The organism is Rothia sp. CCM 9418 (genome assembly GCF_048512825.1).
Classification (GTDB): Bacteria; Actinomycetota; Actinomycetes; order Actinomycetales; family Micrococcaceae; genus Rothia.
Genome location: NZ_JBLXXX010000002.1, coordinates 255,211 through 272,222, shown reverse-complemented (window position 1 = coordinate 272,222; position 17,012 = coordinate 255,211). Strand labels below are relative to the sequence as shown.

General features: G+C 47.3%; 17 protein-coding genes and 1 other RNA gene. 15 read left to right on the top strand and 3 right to left on the bottom strand.

Annotation, left to right across the window (positions count from 1 at the left end):
• The first annotated feature begins 3 nt into the window (after positions 1-3).
• The 12 genes from ACN083_RS03980 (at position 4) to ACN083_RS03925 (ending at position 11,126) form a co-directional block, all read left to right on the top strand.
• On the top strand, positions 4-861 hold the full coding sequence (locus ACN083_RS03980; RefSeq protein ID WP_419101525.1) for a type II secretion system F family protein: 858 nt from the start codon (positions 4-6) through the stop codon (positions 859-861).
• Positions 858-1,787, top strand: coding sequence for a type II secretion system F family protein (locus ACN083_RS03975; RefSeq protein ID WP_419101524.1), 930 nt, complete (start codon positions 858-860; stop codon positions 1,785-1,787). The genes ACN083_RS03980 and ACN083_RS03975 overlap by 4 nt, the downstream gene beginning before the upstream one ends.
• A gap of 46 nt (positions 1,788-1,833) precedes the next feature.
• Positions 1,834-2,040 carry a hypothetical protein gene (locus tag ACN083_RS03970; RefSeq protein WP_419101523.1) on the top strand — a complete coding sequence of 69 codons (207 nt, stop codon included), beginning with the start codon at positions 1,834-1,836 and terminating at the stop codon, positions 2,038-2,040.
• A 67-nt stretch (positions 2,041-2,107) separates the two neighbouring features.
• Positions 2,108-2,512 (top strand): TadE/TadG family type IV pilus assembly protein, encoded by a 405-nt coding sequence (locus ACN083_RS03965; protein ID WP_419101522.1) that lies wholly within the window; start codon positions 2,108-2,110, stop codon positions 2,510-2,512.
• Between the two features lie 3 nt (positions 2,513-2,515).
• Positions 2,516-2,971, top strand: coding sequence for a hypothetical protein (locus ACN083_RS03960; RefSeq protein WP_419101521.1), 456 nt, complete (start codon positions 2,516-2,518; stop codon positions 2,969-2,971).
• Positions 2,968-3,444: a pilus assembly protein TadG-related protein gene (locus ACN083_RS03955; RefSeq protein ID WP_419101520.1), complete on the top strand. Its 477-nt coding sequence runs from the start codon at positions 2,968-2,970 to the stop codon at positions 3,442-3,444. The genes ACN083_RS03960 and ACN083_RS03955 overlap by 4 nt, the downstream gene beginning before the upstream one ends.
• Before the next feature lie 42 nt (positions 3,445-3,486).
• On the top strand, positions 3,487-4,599 hold the full coding sequence (prfB, locus tag ACN083_RS03950; protein ID WP_419101519.1) for a peptide chain release factor 2: 1,113 nt from the start codon (positions 3,487-3,489) through the stop codon (positions 4,597-4,599).
• 15 nt (positions 4,600-4,614) lie between these two features.
• Positions 4,615-5,106: an SsrA-binding protein SmpB gene (gene smpB / locus ACN083_RS03945; RefSeq protein ID WP_419101518.1), complete on the top strand. Its 492-nt coding sequence runs from the start codon at positions 4,615-4,617 to the stop codon at positions 5,104-5,106.
• A 36-nt stretch (positions 5,107-5,142) separates the two neighbouring features.
• Entirely contained in the window at positions 5,143-5,643 is a 501-nt protein-coding gene (locus ACN083_RS03940) for a DUF4190 domain-containing protein (protein WP_419101517.1), read from the top strand.
• 127 nt (positions 5,644-5,770) lie between these two features.
• Positions 5,771-6,145, top strand: a transfer-messenger RNA (tmRNA) gene (gene ssrA / locus ACN083_RS03935).
• Positions 6,146-6,679: 534 nt separating this feature from the next.
• A complete protein-coding gene (locus tag ACN083_RS03930) occupies positions 6,680-10,366 on the top strand; it encodes a DNA-binding protein (RefSeq protein ID WP_419101516.1) in 3,687 nt (1,228 codons plus the stop codon).
• Positions 10,367-10,871: 505 nt separating this feature from the next.
• Positions 10,872-11,126 (top strand): hypothetical protein, encoded by a 255-nt coding sequence (locus tag ACN083_RS03925; protein WP_419101648.1) that lies wholly within the window; start codon positions 10,872-10,874, stop codon positions 11,124-11,126.
• Positions 11,127-11,183: 57 nt separating this feature from the next.
• On the opposite strand, the gene ACN083_RS03920 is transcribed toward ACN083_RS03925, so the two are convergent.
• The gene (locus ACN083_RS03920) at positions 11,184-12,284 is read right to left on the bottom strand and encodes a DNA glycosylase AlkZ-like family protein (protein WP_419101515.1); all 1,101 of its coding nucleotides are present in this window, start codon (positions 12,282-12,284) and stop codon (positions 11,184-11,186) included.
• Positions 12,285-12,930: 646 nt separating this feature from the next.
• Here ACN083_RS03920 and ACN083_RS03915 point away from each other — a divergent pair.
• On the top strand, positions 12,931-13,851 hold the full coding sequence (locus tag ACN083_RS03915) for a DUF4268 domain-containing protein (RefSeq protein ID WP_419101514.1): 921 nt from the start codon (positions 12,931-12,933) through the stop codon (positions 13,849-13,851).
• 631 nt (positions 13,852-14,482) lie between these two features.
• Positions 14,483-14,716 carry a hypothetical protein gene (locus tag ACN083_RS03910; protein WP_419101513.1) on the top strand — a complete coding sequence of 78 codons (234 nt, stop codon included), beginning with the start codon at positions 14,483-14,485 and terminating at the stop codon, positions 14,714-14,716.
• Between the two features lie 556 nt (positions 14,717-15,272).
• On the opposite strand, the gene ACN083_RS03905 is transcribed toward ACN083_RS03910, so the two are convergent.
• Both ACN083_RS03905 and ACN083_RS03900 read right to left on the bottom strand, forming a co-directional pair.
• Entirely contained in the window at positions 15,273-16,007 is a 735-nt protein-coding gene (locus ACN083_RS03905; RefSeq protein ID WP_419101512.1) for an ABC transporter permease, read from the bottom strand.
• Entirely contained in the window at positions 15,982-16,707 is a 726-nt protein-coding gene (locus tag ACN083_RS03900; protein ID WP_419101511.1) for an ABC transporter ATP-binding protein, read from the bottom strand. Before ACN083_RS03900 ends, ACN083_RS03905 begins: the two co-directional genes overlap by 26 nt.
• Before the next feature lie 28 nt (positions 16,708-16,735).
• On the opposite strand from ACN083_RS03900, the gene ACN083_RS03895 reads away from it, so the two are divergent.
• On the top strand, positions 16,736-16,936 hold the full coding sequence (locus tag ACN083_RS03895) for a hypothetical protein (RefSeq protein WP_419101510.1): 201 nt from the start codon (positions 16,736-16,738) through the stop codon (positions 16,934-16,936).
• Positions 16,937-17,012: the final 76 nt, after the last annotated feature.

The window sequence follows — 17,012 nt, the reverse complement described above, 5'->3', positions numbered from 1 at the left end:
CTCATGAACATTATTTTGGGTTTGACCTTAGGCATTGGGGTATTCCTCATCTGGCTATCCTGTTGGGAACAACCAGCCAAAGAACCACGAAAAAATACTTTTGACTCAAAAATAAGACTTTTACTTCACCAAGCAGACGTACACCGAGTCTCCGCAAAAATGTTCTACCTTATTAGCATATGCTTTGCGCTGTTTCTGGGGCTTGTGATTTTTGCGTTGACTGCACTATATAACCTTGCACTATTGAGTACCTGCCTAGGATGTATAGCACCATGGATGATGATTCGTCAGCGAGCAAAGAAACGTGTAGCTCTCATGCGAGAACTCTGGCCCGACGTCGTAGACCATCTACGCTCTGCCATCCGCGCAGGACTCTCCCTGCCAGAGGCTCTGATGCAACTCCAATACCGTGGACCAGAAGAACTCCGTCCATCCTTCGAACAATTCTCTGCTGACTATCGTTCTACCGGCGAGTTCGTCGCATCCCTTAACCGACTCAAAGAACGACTCTCAGACCCCACCGCAGATAACATCGTCGAAGCGCTCAAAGTAACACGCGAAGTCGGAGGCACAGACCTCAGCAAACTTCTAGGAACACTCAGCGAATTCTTACGAGAAAACGCCCGAACCCGATCCGAACTTGAAGCCCGACAGTCATGGACCATCAACGCCGCAAAACTTGCTGTCGCAGCACCCTGGGTCGTACTCTGCCTCATGGCAACCCAACCAGGAACTGTCCATATTTACAATAGCTTTTCTGGATTTATGGTCATGCTTAGTGGTCTCATCATCTCAATTATTGCTTACCGTCTTATGCTCAAACTTGGCGAGCTACCCGAAGAGAAAAGAGTCCTCGTATGAGCATCCTCCTCATACTCAGCCTGATCTTAGCCGCCGGCCTTTGGCTCGTAGGAGATGCACTCTATCGAGGGCACACAACAGACTTTAGCGATCGTATCGCCCCGCAACTCAAAGCCATCGAGATGAAAACCCAGCACCTCCACGCGAGAAACCAACATCTAGGCCTCATCAGCGGCAGCGTTGAACTCATCCGACCCATATCCCAATCCATACAGCAACGTTTCAACTCGTCAACCGCCAACAGCGTAGCCTTACAAAAACGCCTTATTCACAGTGGCAGTTCCATGGACGTCACAACCTTTAGAGCTGAACAACTCGTATGGGCAACTACGTCACTTTTATTGAGCATACTCATCTTTGGCACGGGCGCATTACGAGGAAATATAGACTTTATCGCAGCCTTCTTACTCTCCATCTTTTGCGCCATCACCGGATTCCTTGCACGAGATTGGTGGCTGACTCAAAACATCAAACAACGAGAATCCCAAATGATTGCAGAGTTCCCAGCCCTTGCCGAACTCATGGCACTATCGGTTACCGCAGGAGAATCAGCCCTCGGCGCCATCGAACGAGTCTGCAACTGTTCCTCTGGCGAACTTGCAACAGAGTTCCAAAAGATTCTTTCCCAAATGCGCTCAGGAGACAGCCTCGTGAACGCCCTTCAAGATTTTTCGCAGCGTACTTCTTTACCACCGCTATCACGTTTTGTGGACGGTATTGTCGTCGCCATCGAACGAGGAACACCACTGGCTGATGTTCTTCGAGCACAAGCACAAGACGTACGCGACAACGCAAAAAGAGAGTTAATGGAAATTGCAGGAAAAAAAGAGATTGCCATGATGGCACCCATTATTTTCTTCATTTTGCCATTGACGGTTGTTTTCGCGATTTTCCCAGGACTATCGCTTATCAACCTCAACTTCTAAAAAAGACGGGTCTCTACGACCAAAAAACTACCTAAGGAGAACACTCATGAAAGAGCTCATCCAAAAAATTCTTGCCACCGTCACAGCATTTATCTGGACTTTACAAGCTAAAACAGAAGAAGAACGTGGAGACGTCCCCGGCTGGGTGATGATTACGATGATGACCGCAATCCTTGTTGCCGCGCTGCTCGTCGTCGCAAAAGATGCGTTGCTGAACATGTTCAATAACGCTATCGGAATGATTGGTCAGTAAGCGTGAGCTTAAGCTGATGAGCACAAAAGAACTCAGATTCTTTCACACCCCGTTGAGGTAGCATCCTTTGTCCAAAGAAAAAATACGCAACACCGCAGAAGACGGTAACGCCACCGCAGAATTTGTGATGGTCAGTTCTCTTGCTGTCTTGTTCTTTGCGCTGGTATTACAAATAACCTTTGCGATTTATACTCGCAATATTTTGATTGATGCTGCCTCAACAGGTGCACGATATGGCGCCCTCCTCGACCGTAACTACTCTGACGGTGCACAACGCACACGAGACATCATCGCCTCTGAACTTCCAGCCGTTTACTCATCAGAGGTGAGTTATCAACTCGTTACGGTAGATGGGTATCAGACTCTCGAAATTCGTGTGCATGGTGCCCTACCGGTCGTAGGACCTTTCGGGTTTGAACATGGTATTGATGTAGCGGCACACGCAATAGTTCCTACACCAGAAGGAACATAAAAGATGAACGCATCTTCTTGCCTTAAAGCCATCATCACAAAGTTCATTCAAAAGAACACAAGAGAAGACGGCAACGCCTTGATCGAATTCGTGGGATTAAGCGTCATGCTCTTTATCCCTACCGTCTATTTTCTTCTCACCGTTTTTACCCTACATTCTGGTGCTCTAGCAGCCTCTTCCATCTCTGCACAACTGGGGCAGACCATTCATGATGCAGGTGGGAAAGAGCTCAACCCTAGAGCCTTACGCAATATTGCAGAACTTGTAGGGAAAGACTATAACCTCAACGGTGAACAAATACATTTTCAACTAAGTTGTGTGAATGACTGCCACAGCCAACAACGGATTGATGTAACAGCTAGTGTGGACGTCCAACTACCTTTGATGCCCTTACTTGATGTTGGTTCTATTGCAACGATGAATTCCACAAGTTCTGTATGGATAGGAAAATACCGTTGATAAGAAAACCACAAGACGCCACTAGCCTCTCTACACCAGCTCATGTGGAACAAGAGCAGGGGAGTATCACGCTCCTGCTGATCGGGCTATGTCTAGTCCTTCTACTCATTGCTTCTGTTACTGCTGGAATTAGCGCCGTATATGTAGAACATAAAAAATTGCAAGTTCTTGCGGACCGCACTAGCTCTGCTGCTGCACAAGAGATTAGAGCATTACATCGTGGTGGGGTAAAACCTCGAGTCGTTCTAAGCGACGCCTCTGTACGAGAGAGTGCACAAAATTTTCTTCGAGAAAGTTCTGCATACACACAATTTGAGGCCTTGATACTGTCCTCACCAACAGGAGCATCTACACCCGAGACCGCCCTTGTGACCTTGCGTGCGCGGGTTAAACTCCCTCTTGTGAGCGTTGTCGTCCCTGAAGGAGTAGAAATAAGCGCAACAAGTTCTGCTCGTAGCCGTCTAGAACAGTAAACATACAGCAGAATTATTGTTTTTCAGTTAGGCTTAAGAGTCATGGCTTCATTAGATTTTTCTGCAGAGATTAAAACATTACGCTCAACCTACGCATCAATTGCCGAGGTGAGCGATATTAACGCGCTCAAAAACTCTATCGCAGAGCTATCTGAAGCAGCAGGCGCGCCCGACCTATGGGACTCCCCAGAAAAAGCGCAAAAAGTAACCTCACAACTGTCACATAAACAATCTGAACTAGAACGTCTAGAACGTCTTCACTCACGCATCGACGACCTTGAAGCCCTCGTCGAACTTGCTGAAGAAGAAGACGAACCAACCATGCTTGACGACGCGCAAACAGAGCTAGAAAATATTCAACAAAAACTTGCTGATCTCGAAGTCGTCACGCTACTCTCCGGCGAATACGACCAGCGTGAAGCAGTCGTCACGATTCGCTCTGGCGCAGGAGGAGTAGACGCAGCAGACTTCGCTCAAATGCTTCAACGAATGTACCTTCGCTGGGCTGAGAAAAACGGGTTTACCACCCAAATACTCGACACCTCCTACGCAGAAGAAGCCGGCATCAAATCAACAACGTTTGAAGTGCAAGCACCCTTTGCCTACGGTAAACTCTCGGTAGAAGCCGGTACACACCGACTCGTACGCATCTCCCCATTTGATCATCAAGGACGTCGTCAAACATCGTTCGCCGCGGTAGAAGTTATTCCACTCATCGAACAAACCGACTATATTGACATTCCCGACTCCGACATTAAGATTGATGTATTCCGTAGCTCTGGGCCCGGCGGACAATCCGTTAACACAACAGACTCCGCTGTTCGCCTCACTCATATCCCTACGGGCATCGTTGTCTCCATGCAAAATGAGAAATCTCAGCTTCAAAACAAAGCTGAAGCTTTACGCGTTCTTCAATCCCGACTCTTGTTACTGAAAAAAGAACAAGAAGACGCAAAGAAGAAAGAACTCGCAGGAGACGTCAAAGCAACATGGGGTGACCAAATGCGCTCCTATGTTCTGAACCCCTTCCAAATGGTCAAAGACCTCAGAACAAACTACGAAGAAGGTAACCCCAGTGCCGTATTCGATGGAAAGTTAGAAGGCTTTATCGATGCGGGTATTCGATGGCGCGCTACCGAACGCGCAGAAGGATAGGAGGTGAACATTTAGATGGCGAAGAAAAAGAAAAGCTCAGGGGCAGACCCAAATAACCATGTCATTGCCTCAAACCGTCGAGCTACACACAACTACAACATCATTGATACTTATGAAGCCGGCATTGTATTGTTAGGTACAGAAGTGAAATCATTGCGTGACGGTGGAGCATCTATTGTCGATGGTTTCTGCCAGATGTACGGCAACGAACTCTGGTTAGAAGGCGTCAACATTGCCGAATACGGACGTGGCTCATGGACGAACCACGCCGCGAAACGGCGACGAAAACTCCTCATGCACCGCAGTGAAATCAACAGAATTGACCAAAAACTTCGTGAAACAGGGTATGCAGTGATTCCGCTGAAACTCTACTTCACAAAGGGCAAGGTCAAAGTCTCTATCGCGTTAGCAACCGGTAAACGTGAGTACGACAAACGTCAAGCGCTACGAGAGAAACAAGATAGTCTCGAAGCACGTCGAGCTATGCGATACAAAAACCTCGGATAGCTGAACAAACACATAACAAAAAACGGGAGAACAATCATGTCTGAAAATCCTTATGGCAACACCCCTCAGCCTGAGCAAAACTCACACAACGGGTATAACAACCAAGCACCCCAAGGCGGATACCAGATGCCTCAGCCTAACGCGTACGCACCTATGCCCGGGCAGAAAGTACCCGGCGAAGGAATGTCACTTGCCGCTCTAATTCTCGGTATTCTCGGCTTCTTGAGCGGATGGCTCGTCATCGGCGGTCTACTGGGCCTCATCGCCCTCATCCTAGGTATTATGGCGTTGCGTAAGCTCAAGCCATACCCCATGGCTGGACGCGGTAAAGCAATCGCCGGCATCATCTTGGGTGTGCTCTCCATCCTTGCTGCTATTGTGATGGCATTCTTCTGGAGTGTGGCTATCAACATCGGTTTTGAAGCAGCAGAACACTGCAAAGAATACCAAGACAACCCCACCCAGCTAGAACAGTGCATCACCGATTACACTGATTCAAAGTCCAAAGGCGTTGACGTAGAAATTTCTAACTCCTAAACCTTTGCTAAACACTCAACCTATAGTGTAGGATGGTGTTTCCATGAGTGAATGGTCCTGTAGTGTGATTTAGGCTCGCACCAGCAGATAACTTTCACTTCATGGAGTTCTTTGATAAAAGAATATTGGGGATGATCGGTTTCGACGACGTGAGTTGAGACAGGTGAAGCGTGCCGAGGATGTAGCGGATACTCGTTAATACCCGTTGCAAAAAATAAGTGCAAAAACTAATAACCGCACTGACTTCGCACTCGCTGCCTAAGCGCGAGTCCAGTCTGCTAGCCTGAGCTTGCCTTAAGCTCAGAGTTTCTAGTATCAGCTTTATAAGGCCACTGCTTCACTTCCTCGTCGTAGGGGAGTGAAGGACTTTTATACGAATAGGTTTGGCGGTATATGTGTTTACGCAAGTACCGAAGCCGAAAACACCGAAGCGTAAACTGCGCACGGAGAAGCCCTGACAAGGCCACGTCGGACCGGGGTTCGATTCCCCGCATCTCCACTTGAGGGGGAAGTGTCGAACTCTTTTGGGAGGGTTCGTACTTCCCCTTTTTATATGCTTGGCCCAGGATTACATTGGTGTCGTAATCCTACTAATGGGCACACTTTTGACTCGGTGGGAGTTAGTCCTTTTGTTGCCATGCCAAGGCGCGGGTATTTTTGCATGCAGAAACGACTCTTTCTGATTACTTTGATGGCGTTGCCCCTTGTTCACGTAGTATGTGTGACGAAGTGATTACTCAGGTTCTAATTGGCAAAGTGAATTACGTAGTGTTTGGTGGTGCAGACTTCTTGGTTGAAATGGCGTGGGGTAGGTAGCTGTTCGCGGAAAGTATTGGTTGTCAGGTAATCGGGATTAGATCGTGATGCTCGGTCGAGTTCGTGTGGTGTGGCTTCTTGGATTGTCCGCGTCTGTCGGTAGTATAGGACACATTCCAAGGGGCATAACTCATGTTGCGTCATATGGGGTGGAGGAGACACCCAGCGTGGTTTGCGACATGAGCTGAAACCGACAATGATGTTTAAGGTTGTCTACCCAATGGGAGGAATCGTAGTGATAGGACACGCCTCGACGGATTCGACTGAAAAGTCCCAGTGGAGTCTTATTCCACTCGTCCCTGAATATATTGAAGCTGAGCACAGTGTTTATGTCGCGGCGCTCGAGAGATCGCTTGAAGACGATAAAATCCGTAACATTGCGTTGTCTGGTAACTACGGCGTCGGCAAAAGTAGTATCTTGCGTGAGCTCGGGAATCGGCTTGATGGTCGCGTTGTCGAACTTTCGTTATCGACGCTTGCGCCGATTGAGGTACCAGATGATGAGGAGTCAGTGCCTAAGCAAGCAATGACCCCAACTAATCGTATCCAACAGGAGATTGTGAAACAGCTGCTTTATAGAGAGGAACCTGGTAAGACTCCGGCATCGCGGTTTCGTCGAATACAAGGTTTTCAGTGGCGGAGAGAATCTGGTATTGCGATCTTGTTGGGGCTCCTGGGTACCGTCGTTTTCCTGTTAACTGGGTGGACTGACCAGATTGCAGAGACCTTCACCGTGCTAAAGACTCTAGCGGATCGCATACACTTAATGATTTGGGTAATTATGGCGATTGCCATACTGATATTCCGCTGGTTGTTCCACGGGAAGATGCACATCAAGCAGTTCTCGACGGGGGCGGCGACGGTTACACTTGCTGATAACTCTGTTTCATATTTCGACCAGTACCTTGATGAGATTGTCTACTTTTTTGATGTGTCTGGTTGTGATGTTGTAATTTTCGAGGATATTGATCGCTTCAACAATTCGTATATTTTTGAGACGTTGCGTGCTCTCAATACTTTGCTTAACTCCTCACCTCAGATTAGGAAGCCGGTCCGTTTCATCTACGCGATTAAAGACAGCATCTTCGACCGAATTGGTCTAGAAATGGAAGGCCGTAATCTTGAGGTAAGTTCATTTTCAAGTGACGATCCTGCACAAGCGGAGGTGGTGCGTGCGAATCGGACTAAGTTCTTCGATCTCGTTATTCCGGTGGTTCCCTTCATCACGCATCGCAGTGCTCGAAACTTAGCGTTACAGTTATTAGGAGAGATTGAACATAAGGTTGAGCTGGAGTTGCTCGATTTAGCTATAAAATATGTTCCTGATATGCGGTTGTTGAAGAATATCCGCAATGAGTTTATTGTCTTTCGAGATCGAATCTTTTCAGGCGATGGTGAGCAACTCGATTTGAGCGAGACTGAACTGTTTGCGATGATGCTCTATAAGAGTACGCACCTCACGGACTTTGAGATGATTAGACTTGGCAAGAGTAACTTAGACACTCTATACGATTTCAGCCGGAAATTTATAGCTGAGAATATCAAGCGGATTGAGGGCGAACGTCGAGAACTCCAGAATCAGCTTACACAAATCGATGGGGTGACAAACCGAAGTGTTGAATTGGGAGAACGCTTATTAGCGCATGTTGAACGGGTCACGGATGCTGCCGCTTACCACCGTTATGGTGAGGAGTATAGATACAATGACCAGGCTGTTTCCACCGAGGAGCTTCAGAGCGTCCAATTTTGGAATAGTTTTGTCACGGCTAATGGGAATCCCGTATTAAATTGGCGTGGTAATTATTCTGGCGAAAGGCTGTCTTTTACTCGGAGTTATTTGGAAAAAGAGCTGGGGTACTCACTCGATGCTAAGGAGTGGGATGTCTCAATCCGTGACACACTAAACAAAGATATCGAAAAGAAGACCGAGAATCTTAAATTCCTTCGTAGCGCCGATATTGGTGAACTCATGGAACATACTGAGTTTTGTGTCACCTATGAGGGAGAGGAACAACCGTTTAACTTTGTAGCTGAGAAACTGCTGAAGCTTGGACTCGTATATCAGCTAGTGAGAGAAGGGTATATTAACCGTAACTTCACCCTTTACACCTCCACATTCCATGGTGACCGAGTAAGTCCAGCAGCGACTAACTTTATCATCCACCACGTTGAACGTGACCTGATGGATATGCACTTTGAACTTAGCACGGAGGACGTCGACGCAGTTATAAGAGAACGTAGCAAGAACGCGCTAAAAGATCCGGCACTCTACAACATCGCGATTCTTGATCGGATTCTTGAGACTGACGAAGACGCAGCCGATATCATGATTTCTTCATTAGATAGTGCGGGAGAGAGACAGACACAATTTCTGCAAGCATACTTGGCCGCAGGTGAGCATTGCCCGCAATTTATTCGGCGATTTACGGAGCTCTCTTCGCGAGTGCTTGTTTATCTTGTGAACACGGTAGAACTAGACGAAGCTTCGTTGCTGGAGCTAATGGATGTTGCACTAGCGAACCTCTCATCACAGGTACAATGTGTTGATGAACAGGTTATTGATTATTTGCGAATGCATTACGCGGAATTTTCAGTGCTCACAACTGACGGAACACCTTCTCAAATAGAGCAAGTTGGTGAGTTCTTCGATAAGGCGAATATCAAGCTACCTAGTCTAATGCCTCTCTCTCCAAATGTGCGCTCGTTGTTTATCTCACGCAGTCTGTATGACATTACGTATGAGAACCTGACACTCGCAATTGAAAATAAAGAGACTGTGGCACTAGACGTTATCCGAGAGGAAAATGAGACGGTCTATTATTACGTCCTCGAACATATAGATACCTATCTGCGTGCGGTCGAAGGAACTTCCACAACGGTCAACACGTGTGAACAACTCGTATCCTTGCTTAAGGATTTACTCGGGCAAGGGGCGTCTGAAGTAGCTGAGTATGATATACATGTCCTAGCCCGTGTAATTGAGAACGCTGCGCCAGCATGTCAGGTCTCCAACCTGAGTGATATCTCTAAGAAAGTGTGGCCGGTGTTGGCATCGTACCAGCGGTTCCCCGAAACATTCAATAACGTGAGCCTATACGTTGATACCTTTGGAATCGATGAGAACCTTGCTCAGCTACTGTCTAAAAAAGATGCAATCACTGAGGTGGAGTCGGTTGAAGAAGATAAGAAAAACACGGTGGCAATTAAGATTCTTACATCGCGGGAAACTTTACCGGACGCAACGACGCGAGCAAACCTTGTTGCAAGCTTGAAATTGGATGAGACTGTCGATATTAGCAATATTACTGCAGAGAAGGGCGACTTGTTTGCGTTACTGCTAAAGCACAGCATTATTGCAGATACCGTAGAATCTTACGAGTGCCTTGCAACAACTGATTGGCCAACGCGAGAGGCATTCATCCGTGAGTCAACGGGCTTCGTAAACTACATGACACCGGAACTAGTGAAACCGGATCTAATGGCGATCCTGACCGACGATAAAATTAACGATTCAATCAAGCTGGAAATCGTTAAGCAGTCTGTAAAGTATGTCGAGGATGCTGGGCAAGAAGAACTCAAAGTATTGGCACGACTAGCTGTGCAATATAAATGCACTATTCCTCACTCTGTCCTACAAAAGATGGCAGAGGCAGGGACTGACACAAGGGACATCGTATCTCTTCTTGAGCCACACCTCGAGAATCTCCCGAGCGACAAACTTTTCACAATCTTAAATGCGATGGGTGGCGAGTACTCGAAGTTAACAAAAACAGGACGAGAACATCCACGCGTTCCGAATACTTCAGCGGACAAAGCACTGCTTGAATGTTTGATAAAACGCGGAATTGTCAGCACGTATAAGGATAACGATAAGGACTTGATTACGGTAAACAAGAAGTATAAATAACGCATACTTATGAGCTGCGTAGGGGTATGAGAGAGAAGATAAGAAGTGTCACAGATACCCCGGATACTGGTGCGTTATGGGGTGTGCTAGGACAAGAATTTTTCGACCGTAAAGCTCTTATTTGCACCCACCATTACCAGATAGTAACTGGAAACGGGGTGGCATCGGTTTATAAATTCGCTCAGAAAGTCGCGTCTAGTCCTAGCTATATTGATTCGCAAAAATGGGAGCAACTAACCAGCCTGCACCCAGACGACTATACGAACGTGGGGGTGAGCAGACATTCTTGCCACCGAATATCTTCATAAAATCCGTTACTCCATTGCTACCAAATGGCTGGTTTACTGCGACGGGGTGTGAGAAGAAAACGAGCTAGAAGCGCAAAAAGTCGTACATAATTTCATCGCAACTTAGCTCCTAGAAGCACGCAACCTTTTAGGAGAAGCCGAGATATAATCTAGCGGTGCGAACTCCAAAATAAACAAGCCCGTCAAAAGCTAAGGGCATAGCTACTCTAACCCCTAACAATAGCCGGGCCTATCGGCGGCTAGTTGATACTAACGAATACTACAAGTTTGCTTTAAATCGTAGAATCTCACGTAATATCACCGCGACGATGTGTGAAATTGGCACTGTCTTGCAAGTAGCGGTCGCGGATTTGGATACCGACCATTACCTTTTAAACACGCTTAATGGTACACCAACATCACCGCCTCTAGCGATGGCATTTTCACTAGGCTATTGCCTAATCCCTGAGTAATGACGTACTAAGATTCATCCGGTAGAAAATTATAGGTGAGTTAACGTTGACTTGGAGTTAGCCGTTAACGCGAATTAGAGTATCCTGTACGAGGCGTTCAGTCTTGTCTGCAAGTCGTTTTGGAGGTTTAGCCAGCCATTGCAGTCCTTGGGCTACCGGGCGCACACCAATTAGTTTCCCTTCGCTGATGATAAGAGGTCTGAACATGCCGTTATGGGATGGGCAAATCAAGTCATCACCTGCAGAGTCAGTCAGGCAAGTGCGGTTGGAATACCCTACGTACAATTCATCAAAAGAGGGTAAGAACATGAGTTCTTGGGCTTCTTTTCTTTGGCCTGCAAGCAAATCTGGCAGGTCCCGGCGCATATAAAGCAGGCGCTTGCGCTCTCTAACGTCAGTTGTTGCCTTAGCTGGGATAAGCCGGTCCTCTTCGACCTGGTAGCGACTTAGTGATGTATCAGCTTCTAATGCTTTTTCAAGGTAGTCAGCAGCTGCTGTTTTGGTTATTCCAGCCCACCATGAAAGGTCGTCAATGCCGACGGGCCCATGCCCGTAGATATAACGGCGAGCTATTTCTCTTCGGCCGTTATCTTTACTATCTGTGGTGAGGCGGAAACCTGATTCGGGGCTGTCAGCAGCGGGAAGTACGGAAGCATCAATGAACAGGTGTTGGTTGGCTCGCATCGGACCTTCGATTAGTTGACCATCATGGGCTAGGCGGAACATCAGCCATTGACACCAGCGCCGCATATCTTTGAGGTCAAGATGAGAAGTATTGAGATTAGTACTCCAAGTAGTGAATAATTCTTTACGGAAAATTGCCCCATTTCTTTCCCTGATGGCTTGGCGAGCAACTTCAACAGCCTGATTGGTTACGTGCTCATTAATACCGAGATGGTCGTAGTGTTTCTGGTCCCAGGAGGAATACTCTGATTTTAATGCCATACGCATCCAATGAAAATCGCGGGCATGGGTGATATGTACAGTTCCGCGCATCGGACGATGACGAACTAAAACACCTTGTTCAAAAGCCGCGGCTACATCTCTTCCAGTAGTACCGCGGCTACGCACCAACAAGGCATGCGGAAAAGCCGAAACTTGCTGACCTTGCATCGCCAATAAATGCTCAACCACACCAACGACATCAGATGATAACATGCGTGGCACAAGCCCCTGGGCGCAAATCCGCAATAACCCAACCTCGAGGGGTAACACAACACCGCTCTTTGCCATAACCCTCATCATAGCATTCGCTTATATCTCATGAAGAGACCGCTATTTCTGATTCTTGGTTCACAGTCTCTTCAAATGAGTATGGTCGTGATGATTACAAGTATTGCCAATGGCGACGAATATATTCCAATACAACAGGTAACAAATAATCCCCGTAGGCACGGAGTTCGACATCTGCCCCTGAACTCCACCACCTAGATGCTAGTTTGGATACAGTCCAAACCAGCATCTTTTTTTCATGTCCATAGGTGGGTTTTCCCTGCTAACCATTCGGATTTACTGCTGACGCGGTATTAGGAGCTCCGCGAAGCACCTGTGGGAGCTTCAATGTTCGTTGCGTGCGGGTCTGGCAGGATTTTTGGGCGTGTATCTGGGGAGTGTCAAGAGGCGTAGCCTCGCGTCGGAATGCATAGGGTAGTCAAAACATTTACCGGGCTGACTGACCTGCCTTGGTAAATTGATGTTCAAAGACCTGCTAGCCGTTGGAACTTGTGGTTACTTCACCCGCGTGAGAAAATTCCTACGGGGCAATGGCGTCCCCGCATGCATGAAACTAATCAGAGGGATAGATGTGTTCGGAAAACTTGTAGAAGTCAACGTTCGAGAATTATGGAGACACGAACAATACGGGTTTTCAAACTGGCTAGCGCAACCAGAAAACATTGAAGATCTCAATGACGCCATCGGGCTCACACTCACAGATATTCAGCAAGAAGCATTCGTTGGCGCATACCGAGCCGATCTTGTTGCGCGAGATGAAACATCGAATATTAACGTAATCATTGAAAACCAGCTCGAAGTAACAGACCATGACCACCTCGGCAAAATCATCACTTATGCTTCCGGGCTGGACGCTGACGTCATCGTGTGGATCGTCAAAGAAGCACGAGAAGAACACCGCGCCGCTATCGAGTGGCTGAACCTGAAAACCATCGACGGGATCTCTTTCTTCTTGATTGAGATTCATGCCTACAAGATTGGCGATTCACTACCTGCGCCGAAGTTTGAAGTGATAGAAAAACCTAACGACTTCACGAAAGCTACCAACCGTAAAGCAGGAAGTCAAGAACAAAGCCGACTACAAGCAGCTCGGTTAGAGTTTTGGACAGCACTCAATGAAGCGCTGGTTGAGAAAGGTAAACCATTCAATCCGCGTAAGGCGTCAACCGATCACTGGTACGACGTAGCGATGGGAACTTCAGAAGCACACTTGTCTATCACCTTGTTGAGTGTCTCTGGTGAAATCGGGCTAGAAGTCTATATTAATGACAACAAAGAATTGTTCGATCAGTTCTACGAGCAGGCCGAGGATATCCACCACGCGTTAGGGTTCGAACTGAGCTGGTATCGAATGGATGACAAGAAAGCCTCACGCATCAAATACATCATCGAAGGTCTGAATTTTGATGAACCAGCCAATTATCCGCAACTCATTGACGAGATTATCGACAAAATCGTTCGCATGCGAGATGTATTCCGCCTCTACCTATAGAGTGCAACCTTCTCACGAAAAACTATCACCGCTCTTTAAACGTATCCATAGTCTGTGTGGAGGCAACTATTAGTACCCACTTTTGGATACAAAAGTATGATGGAACGAGCCCTTTGAGTTTTGGGCTTTACACCTGATAGACTCCGAAGCCCGATGTGCTTCTATCGTGGCTTTGGTTGGGCAGGGGAGAGACGCTCGAGCCAGTTTTGAGCGCTTTGATTGGGCTACGCAGGTCAGCAATATCGCTGGAGCCTTTTTATGAGATACTCAACTATATTAGCCTGTTGCTGTTGACCGGGACACGAAAATCCCGTTAGGATGCCAACTATCAAGGTCTATGAAGAGCCTCGAGGAAATCTATCATCTCTGTGCAGATGACTTCTCGGAATCCTCTCATCGTAGTATATGAAATCTAGGCTATGCTGTTAGATTTCATGATATCTGAGTATGACGAAGCACCAGCAGTGTAGCTGAGGCCGTCGACCTGGATTTTTATCGCGGTTTCCTCGCTTGAGTGCTTTTCGTTCAGCTTTGGCGCATCCGGTAGCTTCGGTTGGGACTGCTCTCGTTGCAGGCTACTAGATTGTGAGCTTCTTGAGAGAGAAGTTCGCAGTGACAGAAAGGGGCTCAGATGAGCTGGATTAATGGCAAGAACCCGAAGGTTGAACTTATCAATCTTTTCTTAGACTCGGATCAGCCGATGGATGCAGCACTTGCTTGGGCAAGGAATGTAGCACAGAGAGCCGGACTTGACGTGAAAAAGAATCAGGTCAGGCTCCTTCGCGAGATTCGTCAAGCAGACCCCAGCATGGATTTAAAGGTAGCTACCTACCTAGCCCGCGAGGTTGCTCAGGGATCCAAATAGTTCACATCACAACGAGTCCGACAGGTCGATACTTCACGTCAACCGGTGAAATATCTGTCCGGTACTTCATGTTAAGAGGCAGATAAATGAATATTTACGGTAAAGTTCAGGCGTTTTATAACGATTTGATCTACCTAATCTTGCCCATGTATTCAACCCACGTATTCAACAGGGCTGGCAGAGCTCTTGGACAGAGAAATTTGAAGGGGTGTGCTGTCATCGAATTTGGACCTGGCACTGCCTCATAGTATTTCCGCTCCTAACAGTAACAGTGTCACCCCCCCCTCAGATGCAGGTAATCAGCAATAACACGCTGATGCTCGAAAAACACTGAGGTTGACGTGTTATGACCAAGAAGATGCTGGTTTGGATACAATCCAAACCAGCATCTTCTTTCTCATACCCGAAGGCATAAATATCGGGGTTTGTGGGGTAGCGTGTTGCTATCTTCTGGGAGTAATAGGCCTTGGCTAGGATGCGATGGTGACTGCTGGTCCTCACTCACAGATACGGACTATCTACCTAGCACGTGATGAAGAACCAAACGGAGTCAGGTTTATGCCTTCCAACGTAGGTATGCGGCAGTTGATATTGCGCTTAGAAGCACCACCAGGACCGCCGCAGACTCCAACAGAACACCACCGGAAACGGCATGAGCCGCTGGATCCCAAGCTGCTCTGAGTAGAAGATTGAGCCGATAGAGCGGGTTTATCTGAGCAATTGTCTTGAGATATTCTGGCATTATTTGCAGAGGAAGCGTGGCATCACTCAAAAGCATCAGGGGAGTAAATATTGCCATGCCTACGGCTGAGAATTTGGCGGTTTCGTCGAATAGCGCTCCGAAGGTGAATCCGAATACCAGGGCAACGATTACTGTTCCGAGGAAAGCTGGAATGAAAGACCACAGGGCTGGAGGGGTAATATCAAAAACAAAATAGGCTAAGAGTAGTATTAGCATGAAAGAGAGCACAGAAATGAGAAATACTTTGAGCACAAGAACACACATCACTCTGAACATACTTACTGGAGTGACTGATAGGCGACGATATATCCCACGCTCTCGTTCTGAAACTACTTGGTTGGCAACGTTGAACACACCGGTAGCAAACAAAATAATGACACAAAACCCTGGAATATAGGCAGCAAAGAAGTCTAGGCCGCCATAAGAAGCATCTTTGTAAATTGATCCAAATATTCCGAAGCTTATAGCGGGCATTACCACGCTAAATAAGAGGTAAAGCGGTTGCCGAAGGTAAATTTTAAGTTCAATTTTGAGTTGCTCGAGAAGCATGAGCGGACCTCGATTCCTGTGCGATACGTATGTAGAGACTATTCAAATCTGGTGCGCCGGTTTGCTCAAGGAGAGGATCAATCTGACCCGCGTAACGAAGCTTGCCTCGGTCTAAATGTACTAAATGGGTACAATTTTCTTGAACCTCAGACATATAATGCGATGAGACCAGAACCAGTCGCCCGATGCAGAGGTCACGTAGTGTGGTCCAGAAATCGAGGCGGGCAAGCGGGTCTAGACCTGTCGTGGGTTCGTCAAGAACCACTACGGAGGGGTCATTGAGAAAGGCGAGGGCAAGGTTGACTTTCTGTTGCATACCGCCAGAGAGCGCGCCGTATCGTTTATTAATGAACGAACGCATGTCAAGAAGATCAACGAGATCGTCAATAGGCAGTACCGGCCCTGAATAGTAGGTGGAGAATAGGCGCAACAGCTCTAAGGCTGTGGCTGATTCGTAGAAGTTGTTTTTCTGTAAGACGACACCAATTTTCTCTTTCAACGGAGCGCCTGATAGTTCTGCAGAGAGGTCAATTTTCCCCTCGCTTGGTTGCTGAATCCCCATTATTATCTCAAGGAGCGTTGTCTTTCCGCTACCGTTATGCCCGATGACCGCGACAGTCGCATCGGTAGGCGTTGAGAAGGAGACTGAGTCCAGTGCTTTGACGGAGCCGAAGCTTTTCGATAGGTTTTGAATGTCCATTCGACCAGTAATCTCTTAGGTATTTGGTTTGCCGACGAAAAAAAGAAGGCAGACCGGACGGTTTGCTGTTGCACCAGCTGTGGATGTGAACGTTGCAGGAAGAAATCAAGACTCAGCAAAGCAACTATTGCATAAAGAAAAGCCCGATGAAGCAGCAGCTTCGAAGGGGCGTCATCATCTTCTCAAGTTCTACGACTTCGATACCGGCGAAAGCGTCGTAGGCTCATAGCAGTTTCCTTTAGCTAGATTTGGATAGTGCAAAGTGCATTCACCCCTCGGAGGGGTGGCGCTTTCAACCGACTCCG

Coding starts and splice junctions, on each gene's coding strand:
- ACN083_RS03980 (WP_419101525.1), top strand. CDS start 4: ATGAACATTATTTTGGGTTTGACCTTAGGCATTGGGGTATTCCTCATC.
- ACN083_RS03975 (WP_419101524.1), top strand. CDS start 858: ATGAGCATCCTCCTCATACTCAGCCTGATCTTAGCCGCCGGCCTTTGG.
- ACN083_RS03970 (WP_419101523.1), top strand. CDS start 1,834: ATGAAAGAGCTCATCCAAAAAATTCTTGCCACCGTCACAGCATTTATC.
- ACN083_RS03960 (WP_419101521.1), top strand. CDS start 2,516: ATGAACGCATCTTCTTGCCTTAAAGCCATCATCACAAAGTTCATTCAA.
- prfB (WP_419101519.1), top strand. CDS start 3,487: ATGGCTTCATTAGATTTTTCTGCAGAGATTAAAACATTACGCTCAACC.
- smpB (WP_419101518.1), top strand. CDS start 4,615: ATGGCGAAGAAAAAGAAAAGCTCAGGGGCAGACCCAAATAACCATGTC.
- ACN083_RS03940 (WP_419101517.1), top strand. CDS start 5,143: ATGTCTGAAAATCCTTATGGCAACACCCCTCAGCCTGAGCAAAACTCA.
- ACN083_RS03930 (WP_419101516.1), top strand. CDS start 6,680: ATGGGAGGAATCGTAGTGATAGGACACGCCTCGACGGATTCGACTGAA.
- ACN083_RS03920 (WP_419101515.1), bottom strand. CDS start 12,284: ATGTTATCATCTGATGTCGTTGGTGTGGTTGAGCATTTATTGGCGATG.
- ACN083_RS03910 (WP_419101513.1), top strand. CDS start 14,483: ATGAGCTGGATTAATGGCAAGAACCCGAAGGTTGAACTTATCAATCTT.
- ACN083_RS03905 (WP_419101512.1), bottom strand. CDS start 16,007: ATGCTTCTCGAGCAACTCAAAATTGAACTTAAAATTTACCTTCGGCAA.
- ACN083_RS03900 (WP_419101511.1), bottom strand. CDS start 16,707: ATGGACATTCAAAACCTATCGAAAAGCTTCGGCTCCGTCAAAGCACTG.